Raw genomic sequence first — 19,819 nt, 5'->3', positions numbered from 1 at the left:
AAAGATGGAAATCTACATCTGAGGTCGTATAGGCACGGTATCCTTCGATTGCTATATTTGGTAATGGTAATTATTATTCAAATTTTAGATAGTAGGAGGAAGTTTTTTATTAAAAAAATGTTGCGAAAGTATGGTTACACAAATGGTGCGTTAACAGGATTCGTTTTATTGTTATGGATCAGTGTTCATTTTAGTAGTGGGATATATGGAGCGTATTCATGGGCAATACTTAAATTAGTTTTACCAATCTTAGGGGCGTTAGGATTGATGGTAAATTTGATTATGTTGATTATATGTATGGTTAAAAAGCAAAAAAGTGTCAAGTTGTTTATTAATATAGTCGTAAACATACTATTAATCTTTCCAATACTAATGACCATGAATATTATTCCTTATGCTTACCCGAACACTATTGAACGTGCTCAACCATCTATAACTGTAAGCTGGCCTTTAACTGCAGAAACTGTAGTTGGGTGGGGCGGTAATGCTGTTAAAGATAATTTGCCTCATGCAGTATGGGCATCGGAGAGGTGGGCCTACGATTTAGTAATGGAACCGTATAGTATTAATAGTGAAAGCAATGAGGATTATGGAATATGGAATAAAGAAGTTTACTCACCTGTTTCTGGAGTTGTTATTGCTGTTTCAAATAATGAAGCTGACATTACACCAGGGACAGAAGATTTTAAGTCGATAGAAGGAAATTTTGTGTACATAAAAATAAAAGAAACAGGTACGTATCTTTTACTTAATCATTTAAAAAAAGGTAGCGTATCTGTTGAAGTTGGAGATACTGTAGAACCCGGGGATTCCATTGGCCGTGTTGGAAATAGCGGTTCATCCTCGGAACCCCATTTGCATATTCACCATCAAAGACAAAATCCAACGAAAGTTATACATCCTATCTTAGCGGAAGGACTGCCCCTATTTTTTCGTGATATAGATGGTGACCTCATGCCCAAAAAAGATACTAGTATAAAGCCACACCCTTTATTAAAGTAACTAATTCTCTGGTCTCTGGTTCTAGATATTAAAAGAAGTACAGGTCTTAATTTGTTATACTAGCAGTATTAGGAAGTAGCATCGGAGGTGACGCTGTTGATTTATTTGAAATTTTTAATCGAACTCATTGTTGTATCAGTACTTATTTATTTTGTAAGTGGTCGATTAATTGGTTCAAATATTAATTTTATACGTAGGGTTCTTTCTGTAGTTATTAGTGTGACGCTTACGTCCTTTGTTTATTGGTATACCTATTTACGGCATACAGATTTTTTGTACGAGTCAATGATGCAAACAGTGACAGAGGTCAGTACGCTTGTTTGGATTGGCTGCATGCTCCTAATTTCGATGCTGCTCTATCTCGTTTTTGAGCTTTTTGATCCAAGTGGTATGACAGCTAGAGATCGTCGGAATGGCAAAAAAAATTTATTATTGCGCCTTCGTAGCTACTGGCGACAGCAAAAGCGTTTGCGTCAGGTGTTAAAAATAGCAGTGACAAATGGCGTTGTTCAAACGATTAAATACGCAAGACAACGAGAAAATGAAAAGGAGCTTGCTATTGCTTTAAGGATAACTTTGGAGCAATGTGGTGGGATATTTATTAAATTTGGTCAGGTACTTTCTACTCGTAAGGAACTGTTTTCGCCTATTTTTATTGACGAGTTACAGAAGCTACAACATAATGTGAAGCCTTTATCGTCAGAGCAAGTAACTCAAATTTTAGAAGATTCACTTCCTAAGCCTATGAATGAAATATTTGCAAGCTTTCAAATGGAGCCTATTGCGGCAGCATCTATTGGACAAGTACATAAGGCACGATTGAAAAATTTTGATGAAGTCGTGGTGAAGCTACTACGTCCAGAAGTAAAGGGAATCATGCGAGACGATCTCGATATTTTAGAGGAGTTTGCTAATTGGCTTTCAAACAAATCTACATGGGCTGAGTCGCTTGGTTTTCGAGAGCTAGCTAAAGGATTTGGCGATGGGTTGCGTGAGGAAATTCATTTAGATATTGAAGCTCGTAATACATTGCAGGTGACGAATGCTCTTGCAAAAAGCGATTATAAGGTGAAGATTCCTAAAATCTATACAGAATATTGTAATGAAAATATTATTGTCATGGAATACGTACGGGGAAAAAGCGTTGCAAATGCTGCGGCTGAATTTAATCGATTAGAAAATGATCGTAGGAAGTTTGCAAGGACTGTTTTATGTTCTTTCATTGAACAAATGCTTGTTTCGGGTATATTTCATGCAGATCCACATCCGGGAAATATTCAGATTGATGAGATGGATGGTACACCGATCCTTCTTGATTTTGGGGCTGTTGGTCGTTTGGGACCTACACAACAAGAGGGCTTAAAGCTAATTTTAATGGGAATTCATCTAAGTGATTCAAATACTTTATTTGACGGCATAACGTTATTGGTAGAAAATGCAGATCATGCAGATCGTGCAAAGATAGAGCAAGCAATTGATCAAATTCTCTTGAAAATTTCTTACGTGGATCGAATTCCGACAGAAGAATTAATACATGCATTATTTACGGTTGTTCGTGATTTCGGTCTTACTTTCTATCCAGCAGTAGGTTTAGCGCTGCGTTCATTAGTAACATTAGAGGGGACATTACGGGTAATTGACCCGGATTTTGATATTTTCACGGAAGCGAAAGAGTTTTCATCTGCATATATGCGAGCATCCTTCCTTAAGCCATTTAAAGAACCGATGGCAACGAAGGAACGTTTACAAGAAGAATTAGCAATGCTTATTCCGGCATTGCACAAAATGCCTAGACGAGTTAATCAGCTCATTCAACGGGTGGAGAGCGGGAAAATTACGTTACATCACGATGTTTTTTCGGATGAGGATAATGCTCGTTTTATTACAAATTTGTTTTCCCGTTTAGTCTTACTTCTCGTTGGTATTACCTTTGGGATTATTTCTGTAGCACTTTTAGCAATCTCGCAATTTATTCGTGACGCGTACGCTGTTTACTTAAATACAGCTGCATACTTGGGCTTGTTTTTATGTGCCATTCTTTTAGTACGCCTTTCTATCCAAGCGCTACGTTCTATGAGGCAATAGGAAGCACCAGCTTGGAAACATATTATTTGCGACAAGATGAGGTAGGGGAAATGCTCCCTTACCTTTTTTTTTAAATTCTTTTAGTCGATTACAGATGTCATTATCGAGCCATAATGGGCAAATGTTCTTGTGAAATATTACAAAAACATTACAAAACAGAATTTGGGTCTAATGGTAAAGCAGTTAAAAACGTTGTTATGTAGAATAAAATGTAGTTTTGTAGAATTTAATAGAATTTACATGAATATTACAAGAATGTTGCGAGTTTTACTAAACGATTAAAAAGCCGTGAAATAGTATAAAAGTTATGCTAATAATGCTAAACTTTAAAAGGCTAATAAAATATAAGAGAAAATAAAAAAATCGTTCCAGTGATGACATTAAAATACTAAGAGCGAAATTGACTAATGAAGGGAAAGAATAACGTGGGTAAGCGCAATAAATGGCGTAAGTCGATGGTGCTAGCATTAGCACTAGCTGGCGGCTTATTATTTAATACAGTTCAACCAACCGTAGTGCATGCAGAAGAAACATCTCAACAAATGATTGATAAGAAAGCTAAGATAGATACAGAGGTTAAAAAGCTACAAGAAGAATTAACTAAACTACAAAAAGAGATCGATGAAAAAGTAAAAGTATTTAACAAAGTACAAGCAGATATTAAAGAAGTTGATGCAGATATTGTAGATACTAAAAAACGTATTGAGCAACGTTCAGCGATTTTAAATGATCGTATGGCTGCATACCAAGCTCAAGATAATACTGTGGGCGTTTATTTAAATGCTGTTCTGGAAGCAAAAAGCTTTGCAGATTTAATGGACCGTGTCGTAGCGGTAAAAACATTAATGGATGCTGACCAAGAGTTAGTAGATCAACAAGAAGCGGATAAAGCTAACTTAGAGAAACAAAAAACAACATTAGATGAAAAACAAAAAGAGCTTCAAAAGCAATTCCAAGAGCTTCAACAAAAGGAAAGCGAAATGGAAGTAAAAAAAGCTGAAAATGAAGCGAAATCTCTTGCATTAAAGGCACAAATTGCAACGAAACAAGAAGAAGAACGTTTAGAAGCAGAACGTAAAGCAGCAGAGGAAGAAGCAGCTCGTTTACGTGCACTTCAAGCAGCTACTCCAGTAGTACAAGCAACAAATAACAACGTTAACAATAATACTAGTAACAGTAATACTAGCAACGCTAACAATAGTGGTAAAGCGAACAATGAAAAAGCACCACAAAAAGTCGTTGTTGGTTCTGGTTCAGGTACTGCATCTTCAGGTGATGCCATTTCAACTGCAAAGCAATTCTTAGGCCGTAGCTATGTTTGGGGCGGTAGCAACCCATCAACAGGATTTGACTGTTCAGGTCTTGTACAATGGTCTTACAAACAAGCAGGCGTATCTTTACCACGTACAGCATCACAGCAATATTTAGCAACACAACGTATTTCAGCAAGTGAAGCACGTGTAGGTGACCTAGTATTCTTCAGCTATGGATCAGGCATAGCGCATGTAGGTATTTACTTAGGAAATAACACGATGATCGATGCTCAAAATAAAGGTGTTGTCATTGAATCACTTGATTGGTGGAATCAATATTTAGTAGGCTTCGGTCGTATTCAATAAGCCCTACTATTATATAGACGATTTAAATAGCGAAAAGGTCATCCTTGTAAAAAAAATTACAAAGATGACCTTTTTTATTATTTGACGGTATTTAAGGTCCTCCGAGTAAAAATCATATAGTCGGATATAAATCCATTAATTTAAAGCTCGACTACGCGATGAATAATGAGTAAAATAACATCTAAGATGAATAAATTTACATAAGTAGATATATTTACTACTATATTACCTGTTACTAAAATGAAAATAGAGCCGATGTAAGGTATAGCATCAATTATCCATATAAATGATTGTCATCTTTATAGCCGAAAGAAATGTTTTCTTGCATATTGATACTCATTTCTGATAATTTTGAAATATAATTAGAAATCTCACTTTGAAATTAAACTGTTTGTGACTTTAGTTTCGTAGTAGTAAAGTAACGAATGATGGAAATTAATACAACAAGTTTGCCATTTTTGCGTTCATAAAGGTAGGGATGAATCATGGAAAAAGAGATTTTGCAACTTTTTAGTAATTTAACAGAGCGTGACCTTGATATTCAATACAAATCATACGAAGAATTAATGAAAATTATGCAGGAACCAGTTGATTGGACATATTCAGTTTGGGAACAACTTGTTCAGGCTCTTACATATAGAAATGGACATGTACGTGCAAGTGCTGCACAATTTTTATGCGCATTGGCGGCAAAAAGTGATCCTGAAGAAAGAGTATTAGAGGACTTCTTAAAGATTTGGGCAGTAACGTATGATGAAAGAACAGAAACTGCGAGGAAAACTTTGCAGGCGATTTGGAGAATAGGCTTAGCAGGGCAGGTACAAAGAGATTTAGTCGTGTCATATTTGGCTAAAAGATTTCAAATATGCTTAGACGAAAAGCACCCGACATCGATACGCTATGATATTATTGTATCTTTTAAAAAGCTATTCGATGAAACGAAAGACCCGAAATTACTAGAGATTGCACAGCGATTAATTGAAGAAGAAGAAGATGGTAAATACAAAAAGAAATATAAGAATGCCATCGGTTAAAAGCTGTAAAATAGCTGTTTTTGCGCAAATGCTTTCGTTGAGAGCTAGCTTTTATACCATCTATCTATGAAATATAATACCTGCACGAGCATATGAAATGCCCGTGGGGTAATGAAAACACCCGCGTGCATATGGTGATACCTGCATGATCTTTACCCATCGTATTTGTTTATTCTAATTCCACATCTATTTTTTCCTATTAATCTATGATAAACTGCATAACAAGTGAATAATTCTTGCAGAATAAGGGTGCTGAACTATAGCATAATCGGGAATTCGGTGAAAAACCGAAGCTGTTTCCGCAACTGTAAGTACAGTGAATCATAAAGATATACCACTGTCGAATGAGCTGATGGGAAGGTTTTTTATGACGCACAACATGATTGAATGTAGTGAACTGTACAAGCCAGGAGACCGACCTTTGTTTGAACGTATGATAACTCTTCGGAAGCTAGGAGAATATGCGGCAAATACATAGGCTATGCTGTGTCTATATGACACTATTTATGTTATTTTCGTTGTTTCCTTAGGAATGGGAACAACGTTTTTTTATGTACACTATCTTTCACCGGAAGAAATCCTAAGAAGGTGTGAATAAAGTAGAATTTTCCACGAAGGAAAGCGGGGACTTAGATTTGAAAAAAGATGCACGTTACTCTTGTTATCCATTTATGCGTGAAAAGGCATCAACGGTAGATTTTGAAATTCGAACAGATAGCCTGACAACACATATTGGCGTCGCTTTAGCGGCGGTAAAAAAGGAAACAGTGGAGGTAGTAGCAGATGATTTACTAGCCATTTTACCAATGGCTTACCATGTAAATGGGTCAGTACGAGGTAAATTGGCTGTAACCGAAGATAATTTGACTTGGCTAAGTGATCGCTATGATTTCTATGTTAGTCATGTAAAGGATGAAATACAAAACTTTGTATTACCTCAAGGGACAGGGGCTGCTACTGCATTACATGTATGCCGTAGTGAGGCGAAAAAATCCTACCGTGTTTTGCACAAAGTATCTGAAGAACGGGAAGTACCTGCTATTCTCTTTGACTATTTAGGATTGCTAGCCAATGTGTTTTTCGTAATGGCTGTCTATATGAATCAGCATGCTAGTATTGCTGAAATACCGTTTATTAGTAAGTCATACCCGATGAAAAAGAAAAAGGAGAATCAATGAAATGAAGAAAATGTTTAAGCTACAATGGCTTTCTGTGTTGATGCTGGCCCTTGTATTAGTTGGCTGCGGCACGAAAGAGGATACAAAAAAAGAAACGGTTTCTAAGGAAGATCAACAAGTTGAGAAAACTACTAGCTATAAAGTTAAGGATGACCGTGGTGTAGAAGTAGAGTTTAATGCAGTTCCTAAAACTATTGTTTCATTACAACCGAGTAATACAGAGATTTTATTTGCGCTAGGTGTGGGAGATAAAATCGTAGGTGCAACGGAGTATGATACGTATCCAGAAGAAGCGCAAAAAATTGAGCGTGTTTCTGATTCTGTAAAATTCAACAGTGAGCGTATTTTAGCACTAAAGCCAGACGTCGTAATTGCCTATACGACTGGTGGAGATGAAGAAAATTTAAATGCATTAAAAGGCCTTGAGGATGCAGGTATTAAAGTGTTTGCCATTCAATCAGCTAAATCATTTGATGATGTTTATGGGGATATCGAACAAGTCGCAACGGTTATGGGCATCAAAGATAAAGGCGACAAGTTAAATGAAGATATTAAAGGTAAAATTGCCGATGTCCAAGCGAAAGTTAAAGATGTGAAAGAACCGAAAAATATCTATTTAGAAATTAGTCCAAAGCCAGACATCTATACAGCTGGTTCTGGTACATTCCAACAAGAGATTTTAAATGCTGCAAATGTTAACAACGTTTTTGCTGACCTTAAAAGCTGGGTCAAAGTATCTGAGGAAGATATTATTGCGAAAAATCCAGATGTTATTTTAACAACAGTAAACTATGTGAAAGACCCAGCGGCAGAAATTCTTTCCCGTGATGGATGGAATTCAATCACTGCTATTCAAAATAAAGCGGTTTATTCAATAGATACTGATATTTCAAATCGTCCAGGTCCACGAATTGGCGAAGCAGTTGAGTTAATCGCAAAAGCAGTATACCCTGAGTTATTTAAATAGTTTTATTGAAAAAGCGTATGTTGAAGCTGTCCTATATGGGCAGCTTTTTTGCTGATCGGATAAGGTGGATAACTGCTCCGCTTTGATGAAGAAGTGAACGGATGAAGTGGATAACTGCTCTGCTATGATGAAGAAGTGATCGGGTGAAGTGGATAACTTCTCCGCTTTGATGAAATAGTGAACAAGTAGGGGTGGATAACTGCTCTGCTAGATGAAGAAGTGATCGGGTGAAGTGGATAACTGCTCCGCTTTGATGAAGAAGTGAATGGGTAGAGTGGATAATTGCTCAGCTATGATGAAAAATGACCAGGTGAAGTGGATAACTGCTCCGCTATGATGAAAAATGAACGGGTGAAGTGGATAACTGCTCAGCTATGATGAAAAAGTGACTAGGTAGGGTGGATAACTGCTTAGCTAGGATGAAGAAGTGATCAGGTATAAGGCCACATTCTCCTCCTCAATAAAGCACTCAAATCCCTCTTATCGCTCGAAGTAGTATATGACATTTCCTAGTGTGAAAATTGGTATTATATCGGATTGTTTTATAATATAGAAGTAAGAATGCTTGCTAACAGAGAGAGGTGCAGTGAGTGAAACAGTTTGATATGAAGATTGTTCCGTTTGAAGCAGTTTATAATTTTCGTGATATGGGTGGTTATAAGTCGAGAGATGGACGTGCTGTTAAGAATGGTTTGATATATCGTTCAGCAGCACTTGGTAAAATGACGAAAGCAGATAAGGAGCTATTTAAAACGCTTGGTGTGAAAACGATTTTTGATTATCGAGACAACCATGAGGCTCAAAATAATCCTAATCCGGTATTTCCGTATGCCCAGTATATTCAAATGCCAGCAAAGGGAAATCATGCGTTTGAGATGCCTACAAACACTGGTGGAAAAGATTTTTATAAGGTTGTAAGCCCAGAGATGTTCCGAGAATTTTATGCGCAAATGCCTTTTAATAATGCTTCGTTTAAAAAGTTAATAGCAACGATTCAGCATCCTGAAAATTTAGGGCTTGTTCATCATTGTGCGGTCGGAAAGGATCGAACAGGTATTGGCAGCGCACTTATTTTACTTGCTTTAGATGTACCTGAGGAAACAATCATGGAGGACTATTTAGATACAAATGTACATTTAAGTCCCTTAGTAGAACGAATGGCTCAGACAATTCAGCTAGGTTATAGCGATCAAGAATTGCAGCAATTTTATGCTTTAATGTCGGCCCGTGAGGACTATTTACAAGCGGCATTTGATGCAATGGATAATCGATATGGCTCTAAGACTACTTTTTTAGAGCAAGAGTTTGGTTTAACAACAGAAAAACGTAAGCAATTGCAGGATCATTACTTAATATGATAAGAAACCCTTTCGCATAAAATTGTGAGAGGGGTTTTTACGTATTCTACTAACTTCATAATGTTTCATTATAAAAACTCTTTACACCTTAAAAATCTATGATAAGATACTATATATTTTTATCACGCTGTAACGGGTAGTCATTTAACTGTACCGAAATAACCGCACGTAATTTTTATGAAGTGTATAGGAGAAGTTGAAATTGTCAGACATAGTAAGAGAAAGTGATTTAAAAGAGACAAATAAGTTAAGCTTGTTCCATTTAACGTGGCCGATATTTTTAGAAGTATTTTTATTTATGTTAATGGGACTAGCAGATACTTTTATGCTCAGTGCTTTATCAGATAATGCAGTATCAGGGGTTGGTGCAGCCAATCAGTATATTCATATTGCCATTTTAATACTTGAAGTAGTTGGTAATGGTGCTTCCATTGTTGTATCTCAATACCTAGGTTCAAGGCGCTTTTTTGAAGCTGCGAAAATTTCCGCTTTAGCAGTAACGATGAATTTGATCGTTGGACTAATGATGAGTGTCTTATTTTTCTTCTTTTCGAGTCATTTAATGACCATGATGAACTTGCAGGGAGAAGTGCTTAAATATGCCCAAAGCTATTTAGTAATCATAGGAAGCTTTATTTTTTTACAGGCAATTATAAATGCGTTAGCAGCGATTATCCGTGTACATGGATGGACAAAGCAAACGATGTATGTATCACTAGGTATGAATGTGTTACACGTTGTATTAAACTACGGTTTAATCTTTGGTAACCTAGGATTACCGGAGTTAGGTGTAAAAGGAGCGGCAATTTCCTCAGTTGTAAGTCGGGGATTAGCGGTTCTTGTGTTTTTCTGGCTGTTGTATCAAGTGATGGAAGTAAGAGTAAAGCTAGCGTATTATTTCGAGTATTCAAAGGAATATGTTCGAAAAATATTAAATATAGGCTTACCGTCAGCATTTGAGCAGGTGCTTTATCAGTTTTGTCAGATTGTCTTCCTTTATTATGCAACGTATTTAGGTTCAGAGACACTTGCTGCAAGACAATATGCTATGAATATTTCGATGTTTACATACTTATTTGCGATTGCAATCGGGACGGGCACAGCTATAATTATTGGTCGAAATGTCGGTGCTGGTAAAAAAGATCAAGCTTATCATCAGCTTTGGTTAAGTGTACGAGCAGCTTTTGCCTTTACGATAACTATGGTTGTAGTTGTGACGATATTTCGTAAACAACTAATGCACGTTTTCACTGATAATTCAGAGGTAATAGCTATCGGAGCATCTGTCTTAGCATTAAGCATTCTACTCGAAACAGGGCGTACAATGAATATTGTTGTTATTAACTCGTTGCGTGCCTCAGGGGATGCAAGATTTCCGGTGAAAATCGGTTTCTTATCAATGGTATGTATGAGCCTTCCACTCGGGTACTTGTTCGTATTCGTTTTACATTGGGGTTTAGTAGGTATTTGGTTAGCGATTTCAGCAGATGAATGGATGCGAGCCATTATTGTATACTTTAGATGGAGAAGTCGTAAGTGGGAGCGTTTTGCACTTGTTTCACCTACAGAACAACAGGAGGCGAATTAATGGGAGCACTTTCTAAAAGAGCTGCAGGGGCAGCCTTAATGGATAAAAATATAACACTTTTTGCTTGTCCAATTTGTCAGGAGTCAATGAGTGTATTTGAGCAAGGGAGATTAGTATGTTCCTCAAATCATTCTTTTGATATTGCCAAGCAGGGCTACGTCAATATGCTGACACATGGTGCGATTTCTAAGTACAGTAAAGACCTCTTTGAATCTCGAAAAGCGGTTATTGATAGTGGCATCTATGATTTAATAGAAGATAAAATCAGAGCGCTAATTGCAAGTGCAGAAACCGTGCTTGATACAGGGTGTGGTGAGGGTTCACATTTAGCCCGTATTATGAAAGATAAAAAAGGTAACAGTATTGGCATAGGTATTGATATAGCGAAAGAAGGCATACTTGCTGCATCCCGACACTATCCAGAGCAAATTTGGTCTGTTGGTGATTTAGCGAAAAGTCCATTTGCAAAATCAAGCTTCGATGCCATATTAAATATTTTATCGCCTGCCAATTACGAAGAGTTTAAACGTTTATTAACCGAGAATGGTTGTGTTGTTAAGGTTGTACCTCAAAGCGGGTACTTACATGAGCTTCGATCACAATTATATGCGGATTCTACTAAAGAGTCCTATTCGAATGAACAAATCGTTGCACGCTTTAAAGAAAGCTTTGCCGATGTTAGTGTAGAACGTATTACGTATACGGTACCACTAGCTACAGAGCTTGTACCAGCACTGCTTGAAATGACACCGATGGGCTGGCATAAAAAAGAAGGAGTCAATATCCAGTTAACTGAAATTACGATTGATGTTGATGTATTAGTGGGAAGAGTCTAGTTATTTCACATGCAATTGCGATATACTGGTCTTTTCGATTACAATGGGAATAACTATTGAATAAGGTAGGAATGAAACAGTGTATAAATTTATAGCAAATGTTGTCAAAGTGATATTAAAATTAACGGGTTCAAAGGCGCGTGTATATGAGGAGCACAACTTACCGAAAGAAGGTGGGTTTATTATTGCATGTACACACACAGGCTATGTTGATATTTTAAACCTTGGAGTTTCAATGGCTCCTCGAGAAATTCACTTTATGGCTAAAAAGCAATTGTTTGATATAAAAGGCCTTGGCTGGCTTATAGAGCGTTTGAATGCCTTTCCCGTTGACCGTGACAATCCAGGACCAAGTGTTATTAAAATCCCTTCACAGTTATTGAAAGAGGGTAAAATCGTAGGTATTTTCCCATCAGGTACTCGAAATGCTGAGGGTTCGGATTTAAAGCAAGGTGCGATTACAATTGCACAGCTATCTAAAGCTCAAATTGTACCAGCCGCTTACATTGGTGCTCGTAATGCTGGAGATGTTTTTAAGCGTGGAAAAGGTTATCTAATTTATGGAGAGCCGTTTTATGTAACTGGAAAAGGTAAAGAGGGACGCGAGGAATTTACTCATCGTCTTGAACATGAATTAGTAGCGTTAACTAAAGAATTAGAGAAGCGAGTTGCGGCAGAGAAGAGATAAAGTAAAACCTATTTAGAAGGCACTCAGAATCATTGATTTTGAGTGCTTTATCTTCATTTAGCAAATGTTTTCTGCGCGAAAGCGAAGCGACAGTTACGCGAGTGCGAAATTGATTGAGGAGGATATAAAAATGATTCGAGTACTTTTTGTATGTTTGGGGAATATATGCAGATCACCAATGGCTGAAGCGGTCATGCGTGATTTAGTAGAAAAAGAGCATTTAAGTCATAAAGTCGAAGTAGACTCGGCTGCAACAAGCTCTTGGCATATTGGTGAACCTCCTCACAGAGGAACACAAGAAAAGCTAAAAGAGTATGGCATCTCAACGAAAGGGATGCAGGGCCGACAATTACAAAAGGCTGATTTTGAAAATTTTGATTACATTATTGGCATGGATGAAAGCAATATACGTAACATCCGAACGATGCTTGGTAATCCTGATTCTCCAAAGATTTTCCGCTTTTTAGATTTAACTGACCATCAAAAAGACGTACCGGATCCATACTATACAGGAGATTTTCAAGAAACCTATGATTTAGTCTTAGAAGGCTGTCATGCACTTTTAGAAAAAATCAAAGTAGAAAACCAATTATAAAGTGACACAATTTTTGACAATTAATGCTTAATAAAGTCACCTTAAACATTGGGATATCTAGCTTTGCAAGCGTCTTTTGTGTTATTATTTGCAGAGTAAAGATACATTAAGTATTGAATCACCATTTACAGATGTGCTAGTGTGCATCTATTATTTTGATAAACTTATAATTTGAAAGAGAGTGGAAACGATGGGTCGTAAGTGGAACAATATTAAAGAAAAGAAAGCGTCTAAAGACCAAAGCACAAGCCGTATCAATGCAAAATTTGGACGTGAAATTTATGTAGCAGCTAAATCAGGTGAGCCAGATCCTGAATCAAACCGTGCCCTTAAAGTTGTTCTTGAACGAGCAAAAACATACAGTGTTCCTAAACATATTATTGAAAAAGCAATTGATAAAGCGAAGGGTGGCGGCGATGAAAACTTCGACGAATTACGTTATGAAGGTTTCGGACCAGCTGGTACTATGTTAATCGTTGATGCTTTAACGAATAATGTTAACCGTACTGCTTCAGATGTACGTGCTGCATTTGGTAAAAATAATGGGAATATGGGTGTCAGTGGATCTGTTGCCTACATGTTTGATTCAACAGCAGTAGTCGGTTTAGAAGGTAAATCAGCAGATGAAGTTCTTGAAATTTTAATGGAAGCAGATATTGATGCTCGTGACATTCTAGAAGAAGATGAGGCTGTCATTATTTATGCAGAACCAGATCAGTTCTTTGCTACACAAGAAGCTTTAAAAGCAGCTGGTGTTCAAGAGTTTACAGTAGCAGAGCTTTCAATGCTTCCACAAACAGAAGTAGCATTAACTGGTGACGATATTGCGAAATTTGAAAAATTAATTGATGCATTAGAAGATTTAGAGGATGTCCAAAACGTTTACCATAATGCTGATTTAGGCGAATAATATAAACAATAAAACCAGTAGCAAATTAAAGCTACTGGTTTTCAACTTCTTTCAGCGGGTGTCCAAAGTCGCTGCGCTTTCGCGCAAAAAATATCTGATGACCTAAGTACAAAGCATAATTGATTTAGGGAGGAAAACGGTGCAAGCTTTATTAGCGATTGCTATATTTTTAGTAACTTTATTTTTTGTAATAGTGCAGCCACGAAAAATATCGATCGGCTGGTCTGCTTGTATTGGTGCTGCCATCGCATTGGTGCTCGGGGTTGTTACTTGGCAAGATGTTGTTGAGGTAACAGGGATCGTTTGGAATGCAACGTTATCGTTTATAGGGATTATTTTTATTTCACTTATTTTAGACGAAATAGGATTTTTTGAATGGGCTGCCCTCCATATGGCACGCATCGCAAAGGGGAATGGTATCCGCTTATTCATTTATCTTTCCTGTCTAGGTGCTATTGTTTCAGCATTATTTGCAAATGATGGTGCAGCTCTAATACTAACACCAATCGTTTTAGCGATGATCCGTAAGTTACATTTAACCGAAAAAATGGTCTTTCCATTTATTATTGCAAGTGGCTTTATAGCAGATACAACATCATTACCGTTAATCATTAGTAATTTAACAAATATTGTGTCTGCAGATTATTTCGGTATTGGTTTTATGGAATATTTCTTACATATGCTGATACCGAACTTAGTTTCTTTACTGGCAAGCATTGCTGTACTTTATATAGTCTTTCGTCGTTCGATTCCAAAAGATTATTCACTTGAGGCAGTTGATAATCCGAAGCTGGCAATTCGTGATACGAAATTATTTTTATTATCATGGTATGTAATAGCGATATTATTAGTTGGTTTCTTGACGAGTGAGTTTTTCGAAATTCCTGTGTCATTTATTTTATGTGGTGTAGCAGCTATCTTTTTCTTGCTTGCGCGACGTAGTCATATTGTAGATACAAAGAGAGTTGTGAAAGGGGCACCGTGGAATATTGTGTTCTTTTCTATCGGTATGTACGTGGTTGTTTACGGCTTGAAAAATGTAGGAATGACAGGTTTGTTAGCAAGTTTATTAGAGCACGCGATACAGCAAGGGTTGATGGTATCGACAATAACGATGGGCTTTGTAGCAGCGATTTTGTCAGCTATTATGAATAACCTACCAACTGTCATGATCGATGCATTAGCTATTGCTGAAACTAGTGCAACTGGCGTTATTAAAGAGGGGCTTATTTATGCAAACGTCATTGGAACTAATTTAGGTCCTAAAATGACACCGATTGGCTCACTCGCAACATTGTTATGGCTCCATATATTGGCGCAAAAAGGAATAAAAATCGGCTGGGTTCAGTATTTAAAGATAGGTATTATTTTAACAATCCCAACTCTTTCAGCTACTTTAATAGCTTTAGTGGCTTGGATAATCGTCCTATCATAGGATAAAATCAAAAAACTATTTTTCTATAAGGCATATCGCTGTAGAAAGATAGTTTTTTCTATGTTCCCAGCTCATCGGTTGGCCTCAGGAAAGTGCCATCTGGGTAAAAGGGCGAATAATCCATACATAAATTACGTTTTACCCATTGTGAAAAAATTCAAATCATAACATAATATAGATTAATAGTCATGGTGACAAAGAGGAAAAGGGGGGCTAAAGCATGAAGATTTCACGTTCGATACAGGGGAAACTAATTATCATTTCATTAGCACTATTAATTATCCCTAGCCTAGTTATAGGTTTAGCTAGCTATAATAAAGCCAAAAAAGGTATGGATGATATTGGTGAACAAGTTATTAAAAATAGTGTTGAATCTTCTTTGCAATTAATTGAGCTTGCGAATGAGAGTGTTAAGAGGGGCGACATTCCTATAGAAGTTGCTCAGGAGCAAGTGCGTGAGGCGATTCTAGGACCAAAGGATAGTGAAGGGAAGAGGCCAAGTAACTATCCTGGAGACTTAGGGGAGTATGGTTATATATATGCTTTAGATGAAAAAGGGACATTTCTAGCCCATCCGACTCGAGAAGGGGAAAACCTATGGGACGGTAAAGATAGTAATGGCCATTATTTTATTCAGGAAGTAACTGAAAAAGCACTTGCTGGTGGAGGATTTACACAATATGAGTTTGAGCTACCGGGTCAAGATGTATTAGCTGATAAAATAATTTATTCTGCAAAGGATCCTAATTGGGGCTGGATCATTGCATCGGGTACATATATGCAAGACTTTAATAAAGAGGCTAATTCATTATTACTCGTTATTGGTATTACTTTATTAGGTGCCATCATTATAGGTACTGCTGTTGTCATATTGGTTTCAAGACATTTAGCTTTACCAGTGCGAAAATTATCTAAACGTGTACGTGAGGTAGCTAAGGGGAATTTAACTGTAGAAATTGAAAACCTACAACGTTCAGATGAGATTGGTCAATTAAATGAAGGATTTAATGAAATGGTTGATCAACTGAAAACATTAATTACAGATGTAGAAGAAGCTATTGTAGAAATTCAAACGACATCGTCAAATTTAACATCTGTAGCAGAGGAAACAAACGCTTATGGAGATGAAATAGTAAAAGCGATAAATGAGGTTTCGGACGGTGCGGTAAAGCAGGCTTCAGATGCTGAGGATACGAATAGAACTGCCATTGATTTTGCTCAGCAGATTGAAGTATTGCATGACAAAAATGAAGTAATGCTTGAGGCATCTCAACATATGAAGCGATCAAATCAAGAGGGGCTCTTAAATTTAAATAATTTAAAAGAGAAGTCACACGAGTCTTCGGAATTGATCAATAATGTTTATGCTGTATTTAATAGCTTAATTGTGAAAGTAAGAGAAATTGAAGGTATTGTCGGCACCATTACCGAGATTTCTGATCAGACGAACCTACTTGCATTGAATGCATCAATAGAGGCGGCTAGAGCTGGTGAGCATGGCAAGGGCTTTGCGGTAGTTGCTGAGGAGGTACGTAAGCTAGCGGACCAAACATCTGTAGCAACTGAGCTAGTGCGTACAACTTTAAAGGGAATTGAAAGTGAAACTAATTTAGTGAACAATGAGATGAAGAAAACAAATGTCATTGTTCATCAGCAAAATGATTCGGTTGCCATCACAGAATCGTCCTTTAAGGAAATTGAATTGGCCGTAGAGAAAATTATTTCTGTCATTGGAGAAATGACTGCGGGAGTAGAATATTTGAATGGCTCAAAGGATAACATGATGCAATCTATCGAAAGTATTGCAATGATTAGTGAGAAAAATGCTGCTGCATCTGAGGAAGTAACAGCATCTGTTGACGAACAACAGCGTGCCATTCAGCTTGTTAGTGAATCTTCCAGTGACTTAACAGATGAAATAACGGCGTTACAGGAATCTATTAAGCGCTTTATATTAAGATAATTAAACAGGATGTTTGTACAGCAATTCTAGTACAAGCATCCTTTGTCTTTGTTTAAACGTTAGTAAAAGGTAAGGGAGGGGATAAATGTGAAAAAATGGGTAATTAGATTAGGGGTTGTACTGTTTGCTATTTGTATAGCTGTTTATATTTGGCTCGGCGAGGAGATGAAACAAGGTTTCCGGCCTGCTGCAAACGGAACAGCTACATACATGATTGTCCTGGGAGCGAAAGTAAAAACGGGTGGAATCCCATCGCTTTCATTGAAAAATAGATTAGAAGAGGCTGTAAAGTATTTAAACAAATATCCTCATGTAAAAGTAATTGTTTCAGGTGGGCAAGGGGCGGATGAAGATAGGACAGAGGCTTCAGTAATGTTTAAATATTTACAGGACAAGGGTATAGAAACTAACAGAATATTAATAGAAGACCAATCTACTTCAACCTATGAGAATTTACTATTTTCTAAAGAACTGTTGCCTAAAGGGACTAAGAACATCACGATTCTCTCTAATGATTTTCATTTACAGCGTGCAAAATATTTAGCTGAGTCTTTAGGTTTTGAAGTAGATGTTGTTGCGGCAAAAACACCAAAATCAGTGGAAATAAAGTTAAATTTGCGTGAAAGGGCAGCATTATTAAAAACCTATATAATTGGCTATTAATTTGTTTCTTAATAGTATAGATTTGGCATATAATAGAAATATCACGGGGTAAATGACAGAAAGAGGGGACTTCTATGAAAACGTTTAAAGACTACGAATACAGCCGTCCAAATATCGAGGCTATGAAAGAGCAACAATTATCCTTAATAGATGAATTTAAAAATGCTCAAACGATGGACGAGCAAAGTGAAATAATTGAGAAATTAAATGGATTGAGCAATGACTACGCTACAATGGCAAACCTAGTGTACATTCGTGCTTCGATTGATACAAATGATGAATTTTATCATGCAGAACGCGATTATTTTGATGAGGTTGGACCAGAGTTGGAAGAGGTAACAACAGAATATTATAAAGCGCTAATCGTGTCACCATTCCGTGAGCAGTTAGAAGAAAAATGGGGTCAGCAATTATTTGATTTAGCAACTTATCAAATTAAAGGCTTTTCACCAGCAGTCATTGATTTAATGCAAAAGGAGAACAAACTCGTTTCAGAATACAATAAACTTGTTGCCTCTGCGCAAATTGACTTTAATGGTGAAACATTAACGCTTGCTCAGCTTGGACCATATGCAGAGTCTACAGATCGTGCAGTGCGTAAGGCTGCAACGGATGCACGCTTTGGCTTTTTTGCGGATCATGAAGAGGAATTCGATCGACTTTATGATGAGCTTGTTAAGGTGCGCCATGAAATCGCTGTTAAATTAGGCTATAAAAACTATGTCGAGCTAGGCTATATTCGAATGAATCGCATTGATTACAATGCAGATATGGTAAAGAAATTCCGTGATCAAGTTCGTGATTTAATCGTACCTATTGCCACAAAATTATATGAACGTCAGGCAAAGCGTATTGGTATTTCTGATTTTAAGTTCTATGATGAAGCATTCAACTTTGTATCAGGAAATGCTACACCAAAAGGCGATCCTGAATGGATTGTGGCGAACGGTAAAAAAATGTATGAAGAGCTATCACCAGAGACTGGTGAATTTTTTAACTTTATGATTGACCATGAATTAATGGACTTAGTGGCGAAGAAAGGCAAAGAGAGTGGCGGTTATTGTACATTTATCGAAAACTATCACTCACCATTTATCTTCTCGAACTTTAATGGTACTTCAGGCGATATCGATGTGTTAACACATGAAGCTGGACATGCTTTCCAAGTCTATTCAAGTCGTAACATCGGAATTCCAGAATATTTATGGCCAACATATGAATCTTGTGAAATTCATTCGATGAGTATGGAATTTTTCACATGGCCATGGATGGAGCTATTCTTTAAGGAAGACACAGAAAAATATAAGTTCACACACTTAAGTAGTGGCTTATTATTCCTTCCTTACGGTGTTGCAGTTGATGAGTTCCAGCATGTGATTTATGAAAATCCGAATATGACACCAGCTGAACGTAAAGCTGCGTGGAAGAAAATTGAGGAAACCTATTTACCACATCGTGACTATGATCATAACAGCTATCTAGAAGCAGGCGGTATATGGCAACGTCAAGGACATATTTATGCAAGTCCGTTCTATTACATTGATTACACGTTAGCGCAAATTTGTGCATTCCAATTCTGGAAACGTTCACGTGATGAGTTTGAAGCTGCTTGGAAGGACTATGTTCATTTATGTGGCTTAGGTGGCTCTATGTCCTTTACGAAACTTGTGAAAGAAGCAGGCTTAATTTCACCATTTGAGGACGGCTGTGTTGAATCGGTTATTGGTGATATTGAAGACTACTTAAATTCAGTAGAAGATATAAAATTATAAACTGTTACTTTATAGAGCATTAGTGAAAATTTGCGACACTCCTGTTGAAGGCAAGCTATGCAAGCCACCTCAGATGCTTTAGCATTTGGGGGGCTCGCAAAATAGCCTGTTGGAGGGTTGCGAATT

General features: G+C 37.2%; 16 protein-coding genes and 1 riboswitch. All 16 genes read left to right on the top strand.

Annotated elements, in window-relative coordinates:
- Nucleotides 1–48 precede the first annotated feature (48 nt).
- The 16 genes from MY533_RS20240 (at nt 49) to MY533_RS20165 (ending at nt 19,693) form a co-directional block, all read left to right on the top strand.
- Complete coding sequence (locus MY533_RS20240; RefSeq protein WP_248717348.1) at nt 49–1,002, top strand: M23 family metallopeptidase; 954 nt, start codon at nt 49–51, stop codon at nt 1,000–1,002.
- Nucleotides 1,003–1,098: 96 nt separating this feature from the next.
- A complete protein-coding gene (locus MY533_RS20235; RefSeq protein WP_248717347.1) occupies nt 1,099–3,087 on the top strand; it encodes an ABC1 kinase family protein in 1,989 nt (662 codons plus the stop codon).
- 407 nt (nt 3,088–3,494) lie between these two features.
- Nucleotides 3,495–4,706, top strand: a complete 1,212-nt coding sequence (locus MY533_RS20230; RefSeq protein ID WP_248717346.1) for a C40 family peptidase — start codon at nt 3,495–3,497, stop codon at nt 4,704–4,706.
- Between the two features lie 485 nt (nt 4,707–5,191).
- Complete coding sequence (locus MY533_RS20225) at nt 5,192–5,740, top strand: hypothetical protein (protein ID WP_248717345.1); 549 nt, start codon at nt 5,192–5,194, stop codon at nt 5,738–5,740.
- 230 nt (nt 5,741–5,970) lie between these two features.
- A riboswitch (cobalamin riboswitch) is annotated at nt 5,971–6,178 on the top strand.
- 197 nt (nt 6,179–6,375) lie between these two features.
- Nucleotides 6,376–6,918, top strand: a complete 543-nt coding sequence (locus tag MY533_RS20220) for a hypothetical protein (RefSeq protein WP_248719264.1) — start codon at nt 6,376–6,378, stop codon at nt 6,916–6,918.
- A gap of 1 nt (nt 6,919) precedes the next feature.
- Entirely contained in the window at nt 6,920–7,885 is a 966-nt protein-coding gene (locus MY533_RS20215) for an ABC transporter substrate-binding protein (RefSeq protein WP_132361458.1), read from the top strand.
- 590 nt (nt 7,886–8,475) lie between these two features.
- On the top strand, nt 8,476–9,243 hold the full coding sequence (locus MY533_RS20210; protein ID WP_248717344.1) for a tyrosine-protein phosphatase: 768 nt from the start codon (nt 8,476–8,478) through the stop codon (nt 9,241–9,243).
- Between the two features lie 211 nt (nt 9,244–9,454).
- On the top strand, nt 9,455–10,831 hold the full coding sequence (locus MY533_RS20205; RefSeq protein WP_248719263.1) for an MATE family efflux transporter: 1,377 nt from the start codon (nt 9,455–9,457) through the stop codon (nt 10,829–10,831).
- On the top strand, nt 10,831–11,667 hold the full coding sequence (locus MY533_RS20200) for a putative RNA methyltransferase (RefSeq protein ID WP_248717343.1): 837 nt from the start codon (nt 10,831–10,833) through the stop codon (nt 11,665–11,667). The genes MY533_RS20205 and MY533_RS20200 overlap by 1 nt, the downstream gene beginning before the upstream one ends.
- Nucleotides 11,668–11,746: 79 nt before the next feature.
- On the top strand, nt 11,747–12,355 hold the full coding sequence (locus tag MY533_RS20195; RefSeq protein WP_248717342.1) for a lysophospholipid acyltransferase family protein: 609 nt from the start codon (nt 11,747–11,749) through the stop codon (nt 12,353–12,355).
- Between the two features lie 130 nt (nt 12,356–12,485).
- Nucleotides 12,486–12,950, top strand: a complete 465-nt coding sequence (locus tag MY533_RS20190; RefSeq protein WP_248717341.1) for a low molecular weight protein-tyrosine-phosphatase — start codon at nt 12,486–12,488, stop codon at nt 12,948–12,950.
- Nucleotides 12,951–13,140: 190 nt separating this feature from the next.
- The gene (locus MY533_RS20185; protein WP_132361468.1) at nt 13,141–13,860 is read left to right on the top strand and encodes a YebC/PmpR family DNA-binding transcriptional regulator; all 720 of its coding nucleotides are present in this window, start codon (nt 13,141–13,143) and stop codon (nt 13,858–13,860) included.
- 139 nt (nt 13,861–13,999) lie between these two features.
- Nucleotides 14,000–15,295 carry an arsenic transporter gene (locus tag MY533_RS20180; protein ID WP_248717340.1) on the top strand — a complete coding sequence of 432 codons (1,296 nt, stop codon included), beginning with the start codon at nt 14,000–14,002 and terminating at the stop codon, nt 15,293–15,295.
- A 220-nt stretch (nt 15,296–15,515) separates the two neighbouring features.
- Nucleotides 15,516–17,258 carry a methyl-accepting chemotaxis protein gene (locus MY533_RS20175; protein WP_248717339.1) on the top strand — a complete coding sequence of 581 codons (1,743 nt, stop codon included), beginning with the start codon at nt 15,516–15,518 and terminating at the stop codon, nt 17,256–17,258.
- 87 nt (nt 17,259–17,345) lie between these two features.
- Nucleotides 17,346–17,921 carry a YdcF family protein gene (locus tag MY533_RS20170; RefSeq protein WP_248717338.1) on the top strand — a complete coding sequence of 192 codons (576 nt, stop codon included), beginning with the start codon at nt 17,346–17,348 and terminating at the stop codon, nt 17,919–17,921.
- A 74-nt stretch (nt 17,922–17,995) separates the two neighbouring features.
- Complete coding sequence (locus MY533_RS20165; RefSeq protein WP_248717337.1) at nt 17,996–19,693, top strand: M3 family oligoendopeptidase; 1,698 nt, start codon at nt 17,996–17,998, stop codon at nt 19,691–19,693.
- Nucleotides 19,694–19,819: the final 126 nt, after the last annotated feature.

Origin of the sequence: Lysinibacillus sp. Ag94 (assembly GCF_023242215.1) — a bacterium.
In the GTDB taxonomy this organism is placed as follows: Bacteria; Bacillota; Bacilli; order Bacillales_A; family Planococcaceae; genus Lysinibacillus.
This window is presented reverse-complemented; position numbering and strand designations above follow the sequence as displayed.

Bases quoted from the DNA above. Each gene is read 5' to 3' on its own strand.
- MY533_RS20230 (WP_248717346.1), top strand. From the start codon at position 3,495: ATGAAGGGAAAGAATAACGTGGGTAAGCGCAATAAATGGCGTAAGTCG.
- MY533_RS20225 (WP_248717345.1), top strand. From the start codon at position 5,192: ATGGAAAAAGAGATTTTGCAACTTTTTAGTAATTTAACAGAGCGTGAC.
- MY533_RS20215 (WP_132361458.1), top strand. From the start codon at position 6,920: ATGAAGAAAATGTTTAAGCTACAATGGCTTTCTGTGTTGATGCTGGCC.
- MY533_RS20200 (WP_248717343.1), top strand. From the start codon at position 10,831: ATGGGAGCACTTTCTAAAAGAGCTGCAGGGGCAGCCTTAATGGATAAA.
- MY533_RS20190 (WP_248717341.1), top strand. From the start codon at position 12,486: ATGATTCGAGTACTTTTTGTATGTTTGGGGAATATATGCAGATCACCA.
- MY533_RS20185 (WP_132361468.1), top strand. From the start codon at position 13,141: ATGGGTCGTAAGTGGAACAATATTAAAGAAAAGAAAGCGTCTAAAGAC.
- MY533_RS20175 (WP_248717339.1), top strand. From the start codon at position 15,516: ATGAAGATTTCACGTTCGATACAGGGGAAACTAATTATCATTTCATTA.
- MY533_RS20165 (WP_248717337.1), top strand. From the start codon at position 17,996: ATGAAAACGTTTAAAGACTACGAATACAGCCGTCCAAATATCGAGGCT.